This window comes from Sphingomonas sp. ABOLG (assembly GCF_003950435.1).
GTDB lineage: Bacteria > Pseudomonadota > Alphaproteobacteria > Sphingomonadales > Sphingomonadaceae > Sphingomonas > Sphingomonas panaciterrae.
This window is the reverse complement of the sequence record NZ_QQWW01000002.1, coordinates 52,790-69,190: the sequence shown is the minus strand read 5'-3', so window position 1 is coordinate 69,190 and position 16,401 is coordinate 52,790. Positions and strand designations below refer to the sequence as shown.

Here is a 16,401-nt window from a genome sequence, read left to right as displayed (position 1 = left end):
GTTCAGATTTTGGCGCGCTGTCGCAAGAGAAGCATGATGCGTCAACCGGACGGCCGCCAGCTGTGGGTTACGCGCACAAGCCCGGGGGTTGCCGTTGCGGCACCGCGATCCTAATCCGGTCCCATGACACAAAGCGACGCTGTGACGCGGATTCATGCCGCGATCAGGCGCATCGAGGCGGCCATGGACAGCCGTGAGCAGCAGACCGAGACATTGCGCAAGCGGCACGCCGCCTTGCGTGGCGAGGTCGCGCAGGCGGTCGCCGCGATCGACGCACTGGTCGCCGCGCAGGACGCCACTGATCAGGACAGCACTGGCGATACCGCGCCGGAGGGCGATCGCTGATGGCGCGCGTATCCCTCGACATCGGCGGCACGCGCTGGACGGTCAACACCCGAGAGGGCGGCGAGGCGGAGGTGCAGCGCCTCGGCCGGATCGTGGCGGAACGCTGGCCGCAGGCGCTGCGCGCGGCCGGCGACGGCGGCATCCCGCAGGCGCTGCTCCTCACCGCGCTGATGCTCGCCGACGAGGTGAGCGAGGCGCAGGCGCAGCTCGCCGATCAGGCCACCCGGCTGGAGGCACAATCCGTCCAGATCGAGGAGCAATCGGCGCTGCTCGATGCGCAGGCGTCGCAGCTGGAGGAACAATCCGCCCTGCTCGATGCGCAAACCGCGCAGTTCAACGATCAGGCGGCGCAGCTGGCGACGCCGTCCGTTCCATCCGACAGCGCGCAGGCCGAGGCGGTCGACCTCGATACGCTCGTCGCAATCGCCGAACGGTTGGAAGGATTGGCGGAGGCCCTTGAGCAACCCGCCCCGAATGACTAGTTTGGTCGTGACGGGTACTGCCCGGTACGAGCCTAGACTTATCCCTGAGGCTATTCATCATCCATGGGGGCTGTCCCTGCCCGGGCCCTGGCCCGACGCACATGGTCCCCACCTGACGTACTGGGCGTCAGTGGATATCCCGGCAAACGGCCATGGCGGTCCCGTCACCCGCCCCCGTGCATCATGAACGACGCGCCGCTGGACAAGCAGGCGCTGCGCCGCGCCGCCCGATCTGCGCGCCAGGCGCTCGGCCCTCATCCGCCGATCATCGCACCGCCACCGCCCTTCACCGCGTTGCTCGCGCCGGGAATGATCGTCGCCAGCTATGTGCCCGTCGGCAGCGAGGCGGATCCCACCGCTCTGGTCAGCGCGGCGCGCGCGGCGGGATGCCGGATCGCGCTGCCGCATGTGATTGATCGCGAAACACCGCTGCGCTTCCTCGAATGGCAGCATGACGCGCCGCTCGCGACCGGCCCGTTCCGCCTTCGCCAGCCCGACGCCGATGCGCCCGAACGGGTGCCCGACCTGATCCTCACACCATTGGTCGCGTTCGATCGGACGCTCGCCCGGCTCGGCCAGGGTGCCGGCCATTACGATCGCGCCTTTGCCGCCTACCCGAATGCGCACCGCATCGGGGTTGCCTTTTCGGTGCAGGAGGTCGAACGGCTCCCGGTCGATCCGTGGGACGTCCCGCTCCACGCGATCATCACCGAACAGGAATGGATCACCTCATGACGCCGTCCTGGCGCAAGCCGGTGGGGATGCTCGCCATCCTCCTTCTCATCACCGTCTGGTGCGCGCTGATCGTCAGCCTTTCTGGCACCGTCGGCGAGTGGCATGCGCTGGTGCAGGCGCTGTTCTACGTGGTGGCCGGCATCATCTGGATCGCGCCGCTCAAGCCGTTGCTGCGCTGGATGGAAACCGGCCGCTGGCGCTGACCTGATCACCGCGGGGCGGTTCTTCCCGACTGCTGGCCATGCTCGGGCGATCGCTGGCCGAATTTAGTCGGAGACAGGCCGGCCTTCGCCGACTTCAGCGCTTTATGTTCCGTCTTTGTTCCGCTATATCGTGGTTCGGACCATCATGCGCAAACCACGCTCCCATCGCGGCGCGACCATCAACCCGGTCAGCGATCGCTTCAACCTCGCCGCGCGAGAGGCCGACGGCGACTGGCTCGACATGCGCGACATGATCGACGGCCCGCCCCCACCCGTCCGCACCACCGTCCAGCAACTGTCGGCCAAGACGATCATTTCACACAATAAAAGCCCCGATATCCCGTTCGATCGCAGCATCAATCCCTATGTCGGCTGCGAACACGGCTGCATCTATTGTTTCGCCCGTCCCACCCATGCCTTCCATGATCTATCGCCCGGCATCGATTTCGAAACCAAACTCTTCGCCAAACCTGACGCATCCCGCCTGCTTCGCGAGGAACTTGCCAAACCCTCCTACCGCTGCGCCCCCATTGCGCTGGGCACCAACACCGATCCCTATCAGCCGATCGAGGCGCACTGGCAGATCATGCGCGGCATCATCGAGGTGCTTTCGGCCTGCAGTCATCCGCTTGTAATCACGACCAAATCTGACCGCGTGGTGCGCGACATCGACCTGCTCGCCCTCATGGCCGAGCGCAATCTGGTCAGCGTCGCCATCTCCGTCACTTCGCTCGATCCACGGATCGCCATGACGATCGAACCTCGTGCGCCGCATCCCGAACGCCGCCTCGCCGCGGTCACGAAGCTGACCACCGCAGGCATTCCCACCTACGTCAACATGGCCCCCGTTATCCCCGCCATCACCGATCATGAGGTGGAGACGATCGTCGCGCGTGCCGCAGCGGCTGGCGCGCTGGATGTGTCGTTCATCCCCGTGCGGCTGCCTTGGGAGGTCGCTCCGCTGTTCCGCGCGTGGCTCGACGAACACTTCCCCGATCGCGCGGCCAAGGTGATGGCGACGATCGCCTCGCTGCGTGGTGGCAGGGACAATGACCCCGCCTTCTTCTCACGAATGCGAGGCCAAGGTCCGTGGGCAGACCTCCTCCGAACCCGCTTCGACATCGCCCGGCGGCGGCACGGCATCGTCCGTCGCGCCGAGCGCCTTGGGCTCAGGACCGACCTGTTCCGACCACCGCTGGGCGCCCAGGGCGAGTTGTTCGGCTGAGCGTCGCTACCAATCAAAACCGTGCGGAGCCGCTCACGAAAATTGTTGCCCGGTCGGGATCCCCGCTGAACCGATCCGCAACCCCAAGCCGCAGCTCCACGGGGGATGTCGAGTGTGCGGCTCCGATCACGGGCTAGCGCATATTCCGCCGCGCTCATGAACATGCCCCGGATCGACCGTATATGAACTCTCGGTCATGTTCGGCCGGTCGGGACTGATCTCCGGCATTGCCTCGAGCGGGGTTGGTTGGAACAGCGAGCAGACCGGCTGGGTCCCGCTTACCGCCCCTCCGCTGGCAGTTCCGCGCCGCCAGCAGCGAGGAGGAGCGCGGCGAGGAACATCAGCCGACCAGCGAGAGCCGGGTCTCGGATTGGCGCAGGGTCACGGTGCTGACGCCTGGCAGTTCCTCGATCCTGTGCACCAGTTCAAGGTCGAGGAGAAAGTCCCGCCCGAGCAGCACCGTCGCCTCGCCACTGCCCACAGCCTCGCCGACGGGCGCGCGCAGGAGCACTTCGCCGCGGGCGCCGCGTTGATGTTCCAGCACGGCGGCCAAGGCGGGCAAGGCAGCCGCGGAGGTTACCGCCACTTCAATGACAAACCGCGCCTGCGAGGCGAGCGTCTCGAATGGCTGCAGCCGCTTCACCGTCACCCGCGGTGTTTCCTCGCCCGGTCGCCGGTCAAGCTCGACCGTGGCAAGGCCACAGCCCCCCGCCCGCGCTGCCTCTTCAAGATCGGCCGCCACCGCATCGTCGAAGCAGGTCGCAACGAACTGGCCGCTCTGGTCGCTCAGCGTCGCCATCAGATAGCGCTTCCCGCGCGCCGACGTTCGCCACCGCGCGTCCTCGATCAGTACGGCCATGGTCGCGCCCGCGCGGGTGCCATCATCCGGGATCGCCAGTTCCGCCAGCGCGGTATAGAGCCGCGCACCGTGCGATTTCGCCAGATGGGCGTGCCGGTCGACGGGATGCGCCGAGAAGTAGAAGCCGAACGCCTCCTTCTCCTGCTCCATCCGTTCCGACATGCTCCAGCGGGCTGACGTGGGCAGCTTGATCGCATCTCCGGCAGGTTCGGCATCGCCGAACAACCCACCCTGCCCGCTGATCCGCGCATCGTGCGTGCGCGCCGCGACAGCAAGGATCGTCTCCGCAACCGCGTGAACACCGGCACGGTTCGGTTCGATCGCGTCAAACGCGCCCGCGGCGGCGAGCGTTTCCAGCTGCCGCTTGTTGATCAGCCGCGGATCGACGCGGTGCGCCAGGTCGTCCAGCCGGGTGAACGCGCCGCCGGTGTCACGCTCCGCGACCAACCGCTCCATCGCGCCCTCGCCAACCGATTTCAGCGCCGCCAGCGCATACCGCACCGCGGGGCCGTCATCATCCACCTCCACGTCGAAGTCCGCCTGACTGTGGTTGATGTCAGGCGGCAGCACCCTCACCTGCATCCGGCGCATATCGTCACAGAAGATCGCCAGCTTGTCCGTCTGATGAATGTCATACGCCATCAACGCGGCGAAGAATTCGTGCGGGTAATGCGCCTTCAGCCACGCCGTCTGGTACGCGAGCAGGGCGTAGGCCGCCGCGTGACTCTTGTTGAAGCCATAGCCGGCGAACTTGTCGATCAAGTCGAACAGGGCGTTCGCGCGGTCCGCGGGGATCTGGTTGTGGTTTGCGCAGCCTTCGACGAAGGTCGCGCGCTGCGCGTCCATCTCCGCCTTGATCTTCTTGCCCATGGCGCGGCGCAGCAGATCGGCGCCGCCGAGCGAGTAACCGGCCAGCACCTGCGCGGCCTGCATGACCTGTTCCTGATAGACGAAGATCCCGTAGGTTTCGGCCAGGATCGGCTCCAGCAGCGGATGCGGATAGTCGATCGCCTCCGTGCCCTGCTTGCGTCGGCCGAAGGACGGGATGTTGTCCATCGGGCCCGGGCGGTAGAGCGACACGAGCGCGATGATGTCGCCGAAGTTCGTCGGTCGGACGGCCGACAGCGTGCGCCGCATCCCTTCCGATTCCAGCTGGAACACACCGACGGTGTCGCCCTTCTGCAGCAGCGCGTAGACCGCCTCGTCATCCCAGGACAGCGCATCCAGATCGACATGGATGCCGCGCTTCTGAAGCAATTGCACCGCGCGCTTCAGCACCGACAAGGTCTTCAGGCCTAGGAAGTCGAACTTCACCAGTCCCGCGCCCTCGACATATTTCATGTCGAACTGGGTGACTGGCATGTCCGATCGCGGATCGCGGTAGAGCGGCACCAGCTGCGAGAGGGGGCGGTCGCCGATCACCACACCCGCGGCGTGCGTCGACGAATGTCGCGGCAAGCCTTCAAGCTGCATCGCCAAGTCGAGGAGGTGCCGGACCTGATTGTCGTTGGCATATTCCCGGTGCAGTTCCGCCACCCCGTCGATCGCCCGCTTCAGCGTCCAGGGATCGGTCGGATGGTTGGGGACCAGCTTGGCGAGGCGATCGACCTGGCCATAGCTCATCTGCAGCACGCGGCCGGTGTCCTTTAGCACGGCGCGGGCCTTCAGCTTACCGAAGGTGATGATCTGCGCCACCTGATCGCGGCCGTACTTCTCCTGCACGTACCGGATTACTTCGCCGCGCCGCGTTTCGCAGAAATCGATGTCGAAGTCCGGCATCGAGACGCGTTCCGGGTTGAGGAAACGTTCGAACAGCAGCCCGAGCTGAAGCGGATCAAGATCGGTGATCGTCAGCGCCCAGGCGACAACCGAGCCTGCGCCCGAACCGCGCCCAGGACCCACGGGAATGTCGTTCGACTTTGCCCATTGGATGAAGTCGGCAACGATCAGGAAATAGCCCGGAAACCCCATCTGAATGATGACGTCGAGCTCGAAGTCGAGCCGCTTGCGGTAACTCTCCTGCCACCCGTCCTCGAGCGGTTCGGTGGCCAATTCCGCGATTCGCTTCAGGCGCGCGTCGAGGCCGGCGTGCGACCGTTCGCGCAGCATCGCCGCCTCGCCCTCGCGGTCGCCGGCGAGGCTGGGGAGGATCGGCTTGCGCTTTGGCGCCGCGACGGCGCAGCGCTGCGCGACCACCAGCGTGTTCGCGATCGCCTCCGGCAGATCGGCGAACAGCGCCTTCATCTCCTCCGCCGGCTTCATCCAGGCGTCGGGCGAACTGCGCGGACGATCCTCGCTTTCGACATAGGTCGAATGGGCGATGCACAACATGGCGTCATGCGCCGGCCCGAACCCCTGCTCGGCGAAGCAGCATGGGTTGGTGGCGACGAGTGGCAGGTCCTTGTCATAAGCAAGGTCGATCAGCGCCGCCTCGGCGCGCTCCTCCACCTCATTGCCGCGCCGGCTGATCTCGACATACAGCCGGTCGCCGAACAGCGCGGCCAGCTGGTCGGCATAGGCGAGTGCACGTGCCGGCTGATCCTCGGCGAACAGCCGCGCCAGCGCTCCCTCGCCGCCAGCGGTCAGCGCGATCAGGCCGTCGGTGAAGCGCGCGAGCGTCGCCAGGTCGACGTGCGGCGCCAGATCGATCGGGCGATCGAGGTGCGCGCGGCTCACAAGTTCACAAAGATTGTCGTAACCGCGCTCGTTTTGGGCGTAGAGCGCCAGCCAGTCGACCATCGGCGCCACGCCCTCCGGCCGGTCCGGGCGCGCCACGCCCAGCATGGTGCCGATGACCGGCTGCACGCCCTCTCCAAAGGCCGCGTCGGAAAAGGCCATGGCCGCGTACAGCCCGTTGCGATCGGTGAGCGCGGCGGCGGGGAAGCCGCGCTTGGCGGCCCGCTTGGCAATTTCCTTCGGCTCGATCGCCCCGTCGAGCATGGTGTAGGAGGAGAAGATGCGAAGCGGAACGAACCCGGAATGCGGCATCGCCTGAGGCTACCGTAATTGTCCTGATTCGACCAGCGGAACCGCAGATGGCACTGTGCGCTTTCATCGACGCGCAGGATCAGGAGCATCCAGCCATGACCGACACTCGGCAACGCGAAACGTTCCTTGGCAACACTGGCAGAGTGGGGGGCGGCTGGGGCTGGCTCGTCGCCTATGGCGTGGTGTCCACCCTGCTGGGCATTTCCGCCCTTGTCTGGCCCTTCCCGGCGACATTCGCCGCGACGATGGTGATCGCCTTCGCCTTCATCGTCTCGGGCGTGTTCTCGCTGATCGCCGGCATACGCGGCACGGGATCGGACAGCCGGGTCTATTCGATCCTGCTGGGCCTGCTGTCGCTCGTCGCAGGTGGCATCATGGTGGTGCAGCCGCTGACCGGCGCCATTTCACTGACCGTGGTGGTCGCCGCCTGGCTGATGGTGCGCGGCGTGATGGAGATCGTGTTCGGCGTTCGCGTGCGGCGGCAACGCTGGCTGATGATCGCGCTGGGGATCGTCAACATCCTGCTGGCCATGCTGATCGTGGCGACGGTGCCCATGTCGGCGCTGACGCTGCCCGGGTTCATCCTGGGGATCAGCTTCCTGCTCGGCGGGATCACCGCGATCATGGCCGGTATCGATCATCGCAGCAACGCATCGGCCTTCACCTTTCCCGGGTAAAGAGCCGAGCGGAGCGCCGCGTCAGAGCAGCTTCTCGATATCGCGCCGGATGTCCTCCGGCTTGGTGGTGGGCGCATAACGATGCACCACCGCCCCATCGCGATCGACCAGGAACTTGGTGAAATTCCACTTGATCGCCTTGGAGCCGAGCACGCCGGGCGCCTCCGCCTTCAGCCGCTCGAACAGGGGATCGGCGTTGGGGCCGTTGACCTCGATCTTCGCGAACACGGGGAAGGTCACGTCATAGGTGAGTGAGCAGAAGTTCGCGATCTCCGCGGCATCGCCCGGCTCCTGCGCGCCGAACTGGTTGCAGGGAAAGGCCAGCACCTCGAACCCGCGCGCCGCATAGTCGCGATGCAGCGCCTCCAGCCCCTCATATTGCGGGGTGAAGCCGCATTTGGAGGCCGTGTTGACGATCAGCAGCACCTTGCCACGGTAATCAGCCAGTGATGCCATGCCGCCCTCGGCGGTCTTCACCTCGAAATCGGTGATCGCAGCCATCAGCCCCTCTCCCTGTTCACCGCCGGCATGCCCGGCCAGCGTCTCTCAATACGGCGCGCAACTCAAGCAGGCTCGATCACCCCTTCGTGCAGCCGCACGACACGGTCCATCCGGCCGGCTAGCCGTTCGTTGTGGGTCGCAATCAGCGCCGCCGATCCTTCCTCGCGCACGAGCCGCAGGAATTCGCCCAGCACGCGATCGGCGGTATGTTCGTCGAGATTGCCGGTCGGCTCGTCAGCGAGGATCAGGGCCGGGCGGTTGGCCAGCGCCCGCGCCACCGCGACACGCTGCTGCTCGCCGCCCGACAATTGGCTGGGACGGTGCGTCAGCCGGTGGCCGAGCCCCAGCGCAGTCAGCAGCGCAGCGGCACGATCGTTCGCAGCCTCCGTCGTGGCACCATGGATCAGCTGCGGCAGGACGACATTCTCAACCGCGTTGAAATCGGGCAGCAGGTGATGAAACTGGTAGACGAAGCCCAGCCGGTCGCGCCGCACCTGCGTGCGCCCGTTGGCGTCGAGCCGTGCGGCCTCCTCGCCGGCAATGCGGATCGACCCGTCGAAGCCACCCTCGAGCAGTCCGACCGCCTGCAGCAGCGTGGACTTGCCCGAACCGGAGGGCCCGAGCAGCGCGACGATCTCCCCCGGCGCGACCGCCAGGTTGACGCCGCGAAGCACCTCGATCGTCTCACCGCCCTGGGTGAAGCTGCGCGACAGCCCCTCGGTTTGCAGGACGGCGGTCATCGGCCCATCACTCATAACGCAGTACCTGGACAGGATCGGTGCTTGCCGCCTTGTACGCCGGATAGACGGTGGCAAGCAGCGTCATCAGCGCCGTGATCAGCACGATGGCGACAATCTCCACCGGGTCGGGCTTTGACGGCAATTCGGTGAGGTAGCGGATCGATGGATCCCACAATTCCTGGCCCGTGACGAACTGCACGAAATTCACCACCGCCTGACGATAGAACAGGAACAACGCGCCCAGGACCAGGCCCGCGATGATGCCAAGCGCACCGATCGTCACGCCCACGGTCATGAAGATGCGCATCATCGCGCCGCGTGTCGCGCCCATCGTGCGCAGGATGGCAATGTCGCGGGTCTTCGCGCGCACCAGCATGATCAGCGAGGAGGCGATGTTGAACGCCGCGACCAGGATGATGATGCACAGCACCACGAACATCGCGATCCGCTCCACCGCCAGCGCCTCGAACAATTGGGCATTCATCTGGCGCCAATCGCTGATCACGGCGAAGCGGCTGACCTTCTCCGCCAGCGGCGCCAGGATCTGCCCGACCCGATCGGCGTCGACCGTTTCCAGCTCGATCATCCCCACCGCGTCGCCGAGCAGCAGCAGCGTCTGCGCATCCTCCATCGGCATGATCACATAGGCCTTGTCGAAATCGTACACGCCGATCTCGAACACCGCCGACACGGTGTAATTGACGTAGCGCGGCACGGTGCCGAACGGGGTTGTCTGGCCCGCCGGGTTGATCAGCGTGATCTCCGAGCCCACCGTGGCGCCAAGCGATTCCGCCAGCCGCGACCCGATCGCGACGCGCCCCGCACCAGGCGTGAGCGAACTGAGCGTGCCGGTGATGACCTTGCTGCCGATCGTCGTGTTGGAGCGGATGTCCTGAACGCGCATCCCGCGTACCAGGACCGCCTCCACGCGCCCGTTATAGGTCGACATCAACGGCTGCTCGACCAGCGGCACGGCGCTGACGATACCCGGGGTCGCATCAGCCTCCCGGATGACCTCCCGCCAGTCGGTCAGCCGCCCGCCGACGCCCTGCACCACCGCATGGCCGTTCAAGCCGACAATCTTGTCGAAAAGTTCGGCCCGAAAGCCATTCATGACGCTCATCACGATCACGAGCGCCGCGACACCCAGCATCACCGCGCCGAGGCTGAACCCAGCCACGAGGACAATGAAGCGTTCACCGCGCCCGGGAAGCAGATAGCGCCGCGCGATCATTCGTTCGTAGCGCGACAGGATCATGTCCCGCGCTGTATCGGCGCGGGCCGGCACTGGCAATGTTGCTGTTGCGGAATCATCACACGCCCCGATCAATCTGTTTAGCTGCGGTTCATTTTCGTGGACGCGCCACCAAGGAGCACGTAGCAACGAGCCACTGGCACACAGGCAAAGGCCGTGGTTCGGGGAAGCTTTCTGCCCCGCCTCCCAGTTGAGGCGCGCGGGCGGTAGCACAAGGGGGCTGACGAGCAATCGTCACGCAGGCGCCCGGATCGGAAACGATCCGGGCGTTTTCCTTTTGAGAGATCCGCGCGTGATCGCTGCAGATAAAATCAACTTATCCTGATCTATATCGTTGTTCGCCATGGTACCGCGGTTACGGTGAACGACATGAGCAGCAACGCCGCCATCCTGGCCATCGACCTACTGAATACCTTTGATTTCAATGGCGGAGACGCCCTGAAGCACGCTGTTGCCGCAATGATGGAACCGGTTACCTCGCTTCGACGCCAGGCGGCCGAAGCAAAGGTCCCCGTCATCTTCGTCAATGACAATTATGGCCGCTGGCACGATGAACCGCATCAACTGATCGCGCATGTCGCGGACAGCAAGGGCGGCGACCTGCTCGACGAGCTGGGGCCGCACCCCGACGATTACTTCGTCATCAAGCCCGAATCCTCCGGCTTTTATGCCACCACCCTGCCCGCCCTGCTGCCGCGGCTGGGCGTGTCGCGGCTCGTCCTGATCGGCGTGGCGGCGGATATCTGCGTCCTTTTCACCGCAGCCGACGCGCACATGCGCGAATATGACCTGTGGGTTCCGCGCGACGCGGTCGCCTCGCAGCATGAGGAGCGCGCGCATTGGGCGCTGGAGATGATGGAAAACGGGATGAGCGCCGAGACTCGCCCCACCAGCGAGCTGTCGCTCGCGCAATGGCTTGCCAGCGAACCCAAGGTGCAGCCGGGCGGTCGCCGCTGACCAATCGACCGGGCTGGCGGAACCGGGCCGCTGCTGCCAGACTTTGCAGTGCATGAGCCGGCTATCCCCCGATGACGACGACGCGCGTTTCATCCGCCGCCTGTTCCTGACGCTTGGCGTCATCGCGCTGGCAGCCACGCTGTACTTCATCGGGGATCTGATGATCCTCGCCTTTGGATCGGTCCTCGGCGCGATCGTCATTCACGCGATCGCCGAGATCTACAATGAACGGCTACGCATACCGGCCCGGCCCGCCCTGGTCGCTGCGATCCTCACCGTGCTGGCGCTGATCGTCTTTCTGGGCTGGCTGTTCGGGGTGGAGTTCCGCACGCAGGTCAACGTGCTGGTGACCCGCCTGCCCGGCATCCTGGAAGAGATCGGTGATCAGCTGTCGATTTCGCCGGTCGGGGCCAAGGTGGTGGACGCGGTGCGCGCCGCCTTTGCGGGCAGCCGCGTGGCGCAGGACATCGGTGGCCTTGCCGAAGGGGCGGGCCAACTGGCGATCAACGCGCTCCTGGTCCTGGTCGGCGCGATCTTCTTCGCGGTCGATCCCAAGGTGTACGAGCGCGGCTTTCTGCTGCTGATGCCGCCCTCCAAGCGCGCCGTCGTGGAGGACGCGCTGGGCGACACGGCATCGACGCTGCGCCTGTGGCTGCGCGCGCAACTGATCCAGATGACGAGCATGGGGGTGCTCGTCGGACTCGGCCTGTGGTGGCTGGAGGTGCCGTCCGCCGCGGCGCTGGGGCTGTTGTCGGGGCTGAGCGAGTTTATCCCCTATGTCGGCCCGGTGGCGGCGATGATCCCGGCGCTCGGCCTGGCGGCGACCCAGTCCGTCAGCCATGTGCTTTGGGCACTGGGTGTCTTTGCCGCAGTGCGGGTGATCCAGACCAACTTCATCACCCCCTTTGTCACCAGCCGCGTGGTGGCCATCCCTCCGGCGATTACCTTGTTCTCGGTGCTGGCGATCGGGGCGGTGTTCGGATTGTTCGGCCTGTTCTTTTCGGCCGCGCTGCTGGTCGTGATCTATACGTTGATCCGCAGCCTCTATCTGCGCGACACACTGGGCGAGGACATCCCCCGCAGCCGGCATCGCACCTTGTTCGATTCAGCCGGCAATGAACGCGACTCGCCGGAAAAGCTGGATTAATGTCTTATTTACCTTTTGCGTTCAGATGTTGAATGGTTAATGGATCGCTTGGGGTGTGTCGCTCAGCCACACGCTCGCAAACGGGGGACTGACGTATGCGCGTGCTGTTGATCGAGGACGAGCCGACGACCGCCAAGGCCATCGACCTGATGCTTTCTGCGGAAGGCTTCAACGTCTATTCTACGGATCTGGGCGAAGAGGGTTTGGACCTCGGAAAGCTCTACGATTACGACATCATCCTTCTCGACCTGAACCTGCCGGACATGCACGGCTATGACGTGCTGAAGAAGCTGCGCGTGGCGCGGGTGTCTACGCCGGTGCTGATCCTGTCGGGCGTGAACGAGATGGACTCCAAGATCCGCAGCTTCGGCTTCGGCGCGGACGACTATGTGACCAAGCCGTTCCACCGCGAGGAACTGGTGGCGCGCATCCATGCCGTGATCCGCCGCTCCAAGGGCCATTCGCAGTCGGTGATCAAGACCGGCAAGCTGTCGGTGAACCTCGATGCCAAGACCGTCGAGGTCGACGGCGCGCGCGTCCACCTGACGGGCAAGGAATATGCGATGCTGGAGCTGCTGTCGCTCCGCAAGGGCACCACGCTGACCAAGGAGATGTTCCTCAACCATCTCTATGGCGGCATGGACGAGCCCGAACTCAAGATCATCGACGTCTTCATCTGCAAGCTGCGCAAGAAGCTCAGCATGGCGTGCGAGGGCGAAAATTACATCGAAACCGTCTGGGGCCGCGGCTACGTGCTGCGCGAACTGGACGAGGTGCCCGCCAAGGTCGCCTGACGCTTCCCATTCGTGGGGAAAGAGGCCGCGGCGTCGGGGGGCGCCGCGGCTTTTCTTTTGGCTCGCCCGTCAGCCCGCCTGCTCGCGCCGCTTTGCCACCAGCCGCAGCAGGTGATCGCGCAATGCAGCCGTGTTCGCCGCCCATGTGAACCGCGCCGCATGAGCGCGCACCTCGTCCGCTGGCAGGGATGCGGCGAGAAGATCGTTGATCCCTTCCGCAAATGCCGCCGGCGTTCGCGCGACGACCCGCCCGGCGCTGGCGGCCGTCACCACCTCACCCGCGCCGCCGGCGGCCGTGATCACGATCGGCGTACCGCAGGCCAGCGCCTCCACCCAGGCATTGGCCAATCCTTCCGACGAAGAAGCGAGCGCCATGACGTCCGCCGCCGCGATCAGCGCGGGCAGATCGGCGTGCGGCACCGATCCCAGCAGGCGCACGCGAGCGGCAACACCCGCGTGGCGGGCGACCTCCTCGAGCGCGGCATGCTCCGGCCCCGACCCGGCGATCAACAGCGTTGCGCCCGGCACATGCTGCATCGCCTCCACGACGATGTCATGCCCCTTGCGCGGGATCAGCGCGCCGACCGAGATGATGAGCGGCCCATCGACGCCGATGCTCGCCTTCGCCGCTGCCCGGTCGACCGGCGCAAACCGTTCGAGATCAACCCCGGTATGATGCACGCGGATCCGGTCCCCCGGCATGCCGAGCGCGACCATGTCGTCGCGCATCGCGCCAGATACCGCGAGCAGCCCGTCCGCCCCCTGCCCGGCGGCCAGCACCGAAGCGCGGGTGGCAGGCTGAGTCCCCCAGAAGTGAATGTCCGCGCCGCGCGCCTTGATCGACACGGGCACGTCATACCGCCGCCCCATCGCGAGCGCGGCAGGCCCGTCGGGGAAGAAGAAGGAAGCATCGATCACGTCGAACGGGAAGTCGCGCCGCATGTCGTCGAGCAAAGGCGCCAGCGCCCGAATTAACGCCGCGACATGGAAGCGACCCTTCGTTCCCGGCCAAGTCGTGAAACGTGGCCGCACGACGTGCAGGCCCTTCCACGTCTCCGCGCGCGGAAGCGACGCCGGTGCGCGATAATGTCGATGGCGGCGCAGCGGCCACGGCGGCAGGCCGACCGGCGCGACGACCCGCACCGTCACATCCTCTGCGGCGGCCAGCCCCAGCGTCTGGCGTTCCACGAAGACGCCGAAATTGGGGCGCGTCTCATCGGGGAAGAGGCTGGACAGGGTCAGGACACGAAGCATCGCGTTGGCTGTACAGCCTATATGTTAAGGCGGCGTGGGCAATCGTGCACTGCGCCTGTTCTGGTCACGTCCGGGAGCCACTGCTAGATTGGCACCATGGGTCACGCGCATCATCACGGCCACGCACACACGCGCGGCCACGGTTCCGCCGCCGCTGGCTCTCATGATGATGGGCATGGGCATGGGCATGGGCACGGGCACGCTCATGACCACGGGCACGCTCATGGCCATGGTCACCATCATCACCCCGCCCCTCCCGCCTCCTGGGACCGGGCGTTCGCGATCGGGATCGGGCTCAACCTGGTCTATGTCGTGGCGGAGGCGGGCGCCGGGCTGTGGACGGGCTCGGTCGCGCTGCTGGCGGACGCCGGGCATAATCTGTCGGATGTTCTCGGCCTGGCCGTGGCCTGGGGGGGCGCGGCGCTGGCCCGCACCCCGCCGTCGAAGCGATTCACCTATGGCTTGAAGGGATCGACGATCCTCGCCGCCCTCGCCAACGCATTGCTGCTGCTCGTCGCGCTTGGCGCGATCGTGCTGGAGGCGGCGCAGCGCTTTGCCGATCCCGCCCCGGTGCCGGGCCTGACGGTTTCGGCGGTGGCGGCGGTCGGCATCCTGATCAATGGCCTGACCGCCTGGCTGTTTGCGCGCGGGCGCAAGGGCGACGTCAACATTCGCGGCGCCTATCTCCACATGCTCGCCGATGCGGCGGTATCGGCCGGCGTGGTGGTCGCGGGGATCGGCATCTGGCTGTCCGGCTTCGGCTGGATCGATCCGATCGTCAGCATCGTCATCGCAGCGCTGATCTTCTGGCAGACCTGGGGGCTGCTGCGCGAGACGGTGGAGATGAGCCTCGCCGCGGTGCCGCGCGCGATCGATTATGACCGGGTGCAGGCCGCGCTGGCCGAACTGCCGGGCGTGTCCCAGGTGCATGACCTGCATATCTGGCCCATGTCGACGACCGAGCCGGTCCTGACCGCGCATCTGCTGATGCCCGCCGGTCATCCGGGCGACACCTTCCTCGCGGAGGCACAGGACATGCTGCACGATCGGTTCAACATCGGCCATGCGACGTTGCAGGTCGAAACCGGGGAGAACCCCTGCGTGCTGGAGCCGCACGGGTCGGTCTGATCGCCAGCGGGGCGCTGACCCCGCCGACGCCATCGATCAATAGGCCCGCGCCACCGCGAATTCGACCGCCTCGATCATCGCGTCCTTCGCCGCGCCGGCCGGGAACGGGGCGATCGCGTCGATCGCCTGCTGCCCGTAATGGCGGGCGCGCGCCATGGTGTCGGCCACCGAGTGGCTCGACTGGACCAGCGCGATCGCCTGGGCGAAATCCTCGTCGCTGTCGCGGCGCCCCTCCACCGCGTCCTTCCAGAAGGCGCGCTGCTCCGCATCGCCGCGGGCATAGGCGAGGATGACCGGCAGGGTCATCTTGCCCTCGCGGAAATCGTCGCCCGCGTCCTTGCCCATCGTCCCCGCGTCCGACGTATAGTCGATCGCGTCGTCGACCAGCTGGAACGCGATGCCAAGGTTGCGGCCATAAGCGTCGAGCGCCGTTTCCTCCGCTTCGGGCCGATCAGCGACGACTGCGGCGATACGGCAGGCCGCGGCGAACAGCGCCGCCGTCTTGGCGTTGATGATCTCGAGATAACGGTCCTCGGCGAGATCGACGCGGCGCGCGGCGGTCAGCTGATTGACCTCACCCTCGGCAATCACGGCGCTGGCGTTGGACAGGATCTTCAGCGCGCGCAGGCTGCCCGATTCCACCATCAGCTCAAACGAGCGGGAGAACAGGAAATCGCCGACCAGCACGCTCGCCGGATTGCCCCAGATCGTGTTCGCCGTGCGCTTGCCCCGGCGAAGGTCGGACCCGTCGACGACGTCGTCGTGCAGCAGCGTCGCGGTGTGGATGAACTCCACCGCGGCGGCGAGCCCGTGATGCTTGCTTCCCGAATAGCCGACGAGCCGCGCGCTCGCGAGCGTCAGCATCGGGCGCATCCGTTTGCCCCCACCGGCGATCAAATGACCGGCGAGTTCGGGAATCAACGGAATCTCTGACGTCATCCGATTGCGGATCGCGTCATTCACGCGAAGCATGTCTTCCGCGACGAGGTGAATCATCGGGTCTAGCGACGGCTGGGTGCCGGCAAGGCGTTGGACGGTGGCGCTCATCTGCGACAGCCTCTACGGACGCGCGAGCAAGGCCGCAACTGCGGGGAACGCCATGGAGGGCGCG

Annotated in this window: 16 protein-coding genes; 10 read left to right on the top strand and 6 right to left on the bottom strand. The window is 66.1% G+C overall.

All coding sequences use genetic code 11. From position 1 onward, the window contains the following. Positions 1 to 141: 141 nt before the first annotated feature. The 5 genes from CA236_RS02350 (at position 142) to CA236_RS02330 (ending at position 2,990) form a co-directional block, all read left to right on the top strand. On the top strand, positions 142 to 345 hold the full coding sequence (locus CA236_RS02350) for a hypothetical protein (protein WP_164518832.1): 204 nt from the start codon (positions 142 to 144) through the stop codon (positions 343 to 345). Next, positions 345 to 827 carry a cell division protein ZapA gene (zapA, locus tag CA236_RS02345; protein WP_125944403.1) on the top strand — a complete coding sequence of 161 codons (483 nt, stop codon included), beginning with the start codon at positions 345 to 347 and terminating at the stop codon, positions 825 to 827. The genes CA236_RS02350 and zapA overlap by 1 nt, the downstream gene beginning before the upstream one ends. Before the next feature lie 183 nt (positions 828 to 1,010). Beyond that, entirely contained in the window at positions 1,011 to 1,562 is a 552-nt protein-coding gene (locus tag CA236_RS02340; protein WP_125944402.1) for a 5-formyltetrahydrofolate cyclo-ligase, read from the top strand. Continuing rightward, entirely contained in the window at positions 1,559 to 1,765 is a 207-nt protein-coding gene (locus tag CA236_RS02335) for a DUF2842 domain-containing protein (RefSeq protein ID WP_046407552.1), read from the top strand. The genes CA236_RS02340 and CA236_RS02335 overlap by 4 nt, the downstream gene beginning before the upstream one ends. Before the next feature lie 145 nt (positions 1,766 to 1,910). After that, on the top strand, positions 1,911 to 2,990 hold the full coding sequence (locus CA236_RS02330) for a PA0069 family radical SAM protein (protein WP_125944583.1): 1,080 nt from the start codon (positions 1,911 to 1,913) through the stop codon (positions 2,988 to 2,990). A 340-nt stretch (positions 2,991 to 3,330) separates the two neighbouring features. Here the strand turns inward: CA236_RS02330 and dnaE are convergent, their stop codons facing one another. Next, positions 3,331 to 6,837 carry a DNA polymerase III subunit alpha gene (dnaE, locus tag CA236_RS02325; protein WP_125944401.1) on the bottom strand — a complete coding sequence of 1,169 codons (3,507 nt, stop codon included), beginning with the start codon at positions 6,835 to 6,837 and terminating at the stop codon, positions 3,331 to 3,333. 95 nt (positions 6,838 to 6,932) lie between these two features. Here dnaE and CA236_RS02320 point away from each other — a divergent pair, with 95 nt between their 5' ends. Beyond that, positions 6,933 to 7,514, top strand: coding sequence for an HdeD family acid-resistance protein (locus tag CA236_RS02320; protein WP_125944400.1), 582 nt, complete (start codon positions 6,933 to 6,935; stop codon positions 7,512 to 7,514). Positions 7,515 to 7,535: 21 nt separating this feature from the next. Here the strand turns inward: CA236_RS02320 and CA236_RS02315 are convergent, their stop codons facing one another. The 3 genes from CA236_RS02315 to CA236_RS02305 form a co-directional block, all read right to left on the bottom strand. Next, positions 7,536 to 8,015, bottom strand: a complete 480-nt coding sequence (locus CA236_RS02315; protein WP_125944399.1) for a glutathione peroxidase — start codon at positions 8,013 to 8,015, stop codon at positions 7,536 to 7,538. 62 nt (positions 8,016 to 8,077) lie between these two features. Further along, positions 8,078 to 8,755: an ABC transporter ATP-binding protein gene (locus tag CA236_RS02310; RefSeq protein ID WP_046407547.1), complete on the bottom strand. Its 678-nt coding sequence runs from the start codon at positions 8,753 to 8,755 to the stop codon at positions 8,078 to 8,080. 7 nt (positions 8,756 to 8,762) lie between these two features. After that, positions 8,763 to 10,013, bottom strand: coding sequence for a lipoprotein-releasing ABC transporter permease subunit (locus CA236_RS02305; protein ID WP_125944398.1), 1,251 nt, complete (start codon positions 10,011 to 10,013; stop codon positions 8,763 to 8,765). 366 nt (positions 10,014 to 10,379) lie between these two features. Here CA236_RS02305 and CA236_RS02300 point away from each other — a divergent pair, with 366 nt between their 5' ends. The 3 genes from CA236_RS02300 to CA236_RS02290 all read left to right on the top strand — a co-directional run bounded on the left by CA236_RS02300 (position 10,380) and on the right by CA236_RS02290 (position 12,908). Next, positions 10,380 to 10,967: an isochorismatase family cysteine hydrolase gene (locus tag CA236_RS02300; RefSeq protein ID WP_125944397.1), complete on the top strand. Its 588-nt coding sequence runs from the start codon at positions 10,380 to 10,382 to the stop codon at positions 10,965 to 10,967. 52 nt (positions 10,968 to 11,019) lie between these two features. After that, positions 11,020 to 12,114 (top strand): AI-2E family transporter, encoded by a 1,095-nt coding sequence (locus tag CA236_RS02295; protein ID WP_125944396.1) that lies wholly within the window; start codon positions 11,020 to 11,022, stop codon positions 12,112 to 12,114. A 95-nt stretch (positions 12,115 to 12,209) separates the two neighbouring features. Continuing rightward, on the top strand, positions 12,210 to 12,908 hold the full coding sequence (locus tag CA236_RS02290; RefSeq protein ID WP_046407544.1) for a response regulator transcription factor: 699 nt from the start codon (positions 12,210 to 12,212) through the stop codon (positions 12,906 to 12,908). Between the two features lie 69 nt (positions 12,909 to 12,977). On the opposite strand, the gene CA236_RS02285 is transcribed toward CA236_RS02290, so the two are convergent. Then, positions 12,978 to 14,162, bottom strand: a complete 1,185-nt coding sequence (locus CA236_RS02285) for a glycosyltransferase (protein WP_125944395.1) — start codon at positions 14,160 to 14,162, stop codon at positions 12,978 to 12,980. Between the two features lie 96 nt (positions 14,163 to 14,258). Here CA236_RS02285 and CA236_RS02280 point away from each other — a divergent pair, with 96 nt between their 5' ends. Then, positions 14,259 to 15,290 (top strand): cation diffusion facilitator family transporter, encoded by a 1,032-nt coding sequence (locus CA236_RS02280; RefSeq protein ID WP_125944394.1) that lies wholly within the window; start codon positions 14,259 to 14,261, stop codon positions 15,288 to 15,290. A gap of 36 nt (positions 15,291 to 15,326) precedes the next feature. Here the strand turns inward: CA236_RS02280 and CA236_RS02275 are convergent, their stop codons facing one another. Then, positions 15,327 to 16,337: a polyprenyl synthetase family protein gene (locus CA236_RS02275; protein WP_125944393.1), complete on the bottom strand. Its 1,011-nt coding sequence runs from the start codon at positions 16,335 to 16,337 to the stop codon at positions 15,327 to 15,329. Between the last annotated feature and the right edge of the window lie 64 nt (positions 16,338 to 16,401).

What these genes read in the sequence shown, in the direction of transcription:
- zapA (WP_125944403.1), top strand. Translation starts at nt 345, where the DNA reads ATGGCGCGCGTATCCCTCGACATCGGCGGCACGCGCTGGACGGTCAAC.
- CA236_RS02340 (WP_125944402.1), top strand. Translation starts at nt 1,011, where the DNA reads ATGAACGACGCGCCGCTGGACAAGCAGGCGCTGCGCCGCGCCGCCCGA.
- CA236_RS02335 (WP_046407552.1), top strand. Translation starts at nt 1,559, where the DNA reads ATGACGCCGTCCTGGCGCAAGCCGGTGGGGATGCTCGCCATCCTCCTT.
- CA236_RS02330 (WP_125944583.1), top strand. Translation starts at nt 1,911, where the DNA reads ATGCGCAAACCACGCTCCCATCGCGGCGCGACCATCAACCCGGTCAGC.
- dnaE (WP_125944401.1), bottom strand. Translation starts at nt 6,837, where the DNA reads ATGCCGCATTCCGGGTTCGTTCCGCTTCGCATCTTCTCCTCCTACACC.
- CA236_RS02320 (WP_125944400.1), top strand. Translation starts at nt 6,933, where the DNA reads ATGACCGACACTCGGCAACGCGAAACGTTCCTTGGCAACACTGGCAGA.
- CA236_RS02315 (WP_125944399.1), bottom strand. Translation starts at nt 8,015, where the DNA reads ATGGCTGCGATCACCGATTTCGAGGTGAAGACCGCCGAGGGCGGCATG.
- CA236_RS02310 (WP_046407547.1), bottom strand. Translation starts at nt 8,755, where the DNA reads ATGACCGCCGTCCTGCAAACCGAGGGGCTGTCGCGCAGCTTCACCCAG.
- CA236_RS02305 (WP_125944398.1), bottom strand. Translation starts at nt 10,013, where the DNA reads ATGATCCTGTCGCGCTACGAACGAATGATCGCGCGGCGCTATCTGCTT.
- CA236_RS02300 (WP_125944397.1), top strand. Translation starts at nt 10,380, where the DNA reads ATGAGCAGCAACGCCGCCATCCTGGCCATCGACCTACTGAATACCTTT.
- CA236_RS02295 (WP_125944396.1), top strand. Translation starts at nt 11,020, where the DNA reads ATGAGCCGGCTATCCCCCGATGACGACGACGCGCGTTTCATCCGCCGC.
- CA236_RS02290 (WP_046407544.1), top strand. Translation starts at nt 12,210, where the DNA reads ATGCGCGTGCTGTTGATCGAGGACGAGCCGACGACCGCCAAGGCCATC.
- CA236_RS02285 (WP_125944395.1), bottom strand. Translation starts at nt 14,162, where the DNA reads ATGCTTCGTGTCCTGACCCTGTCCAGCCTCTTCCCCGATGAGACGCGC.
- CA236_RS02280 (WP_125944394.1), top strand. Translation starts at nt 14,259, where the DNA reads ATGGGTCACGCGCATCATCACGGCCACGCACACACGCGCGGCCACGGT.
- CA236_RS02275 (WP_125944393.1), bottom strand. Translation starts at nt 16,337, where the DNA reads ATGAGCGCCACCGTCCAACGCCTTGCCGGCACCCAGCCGTCGCTAGAC.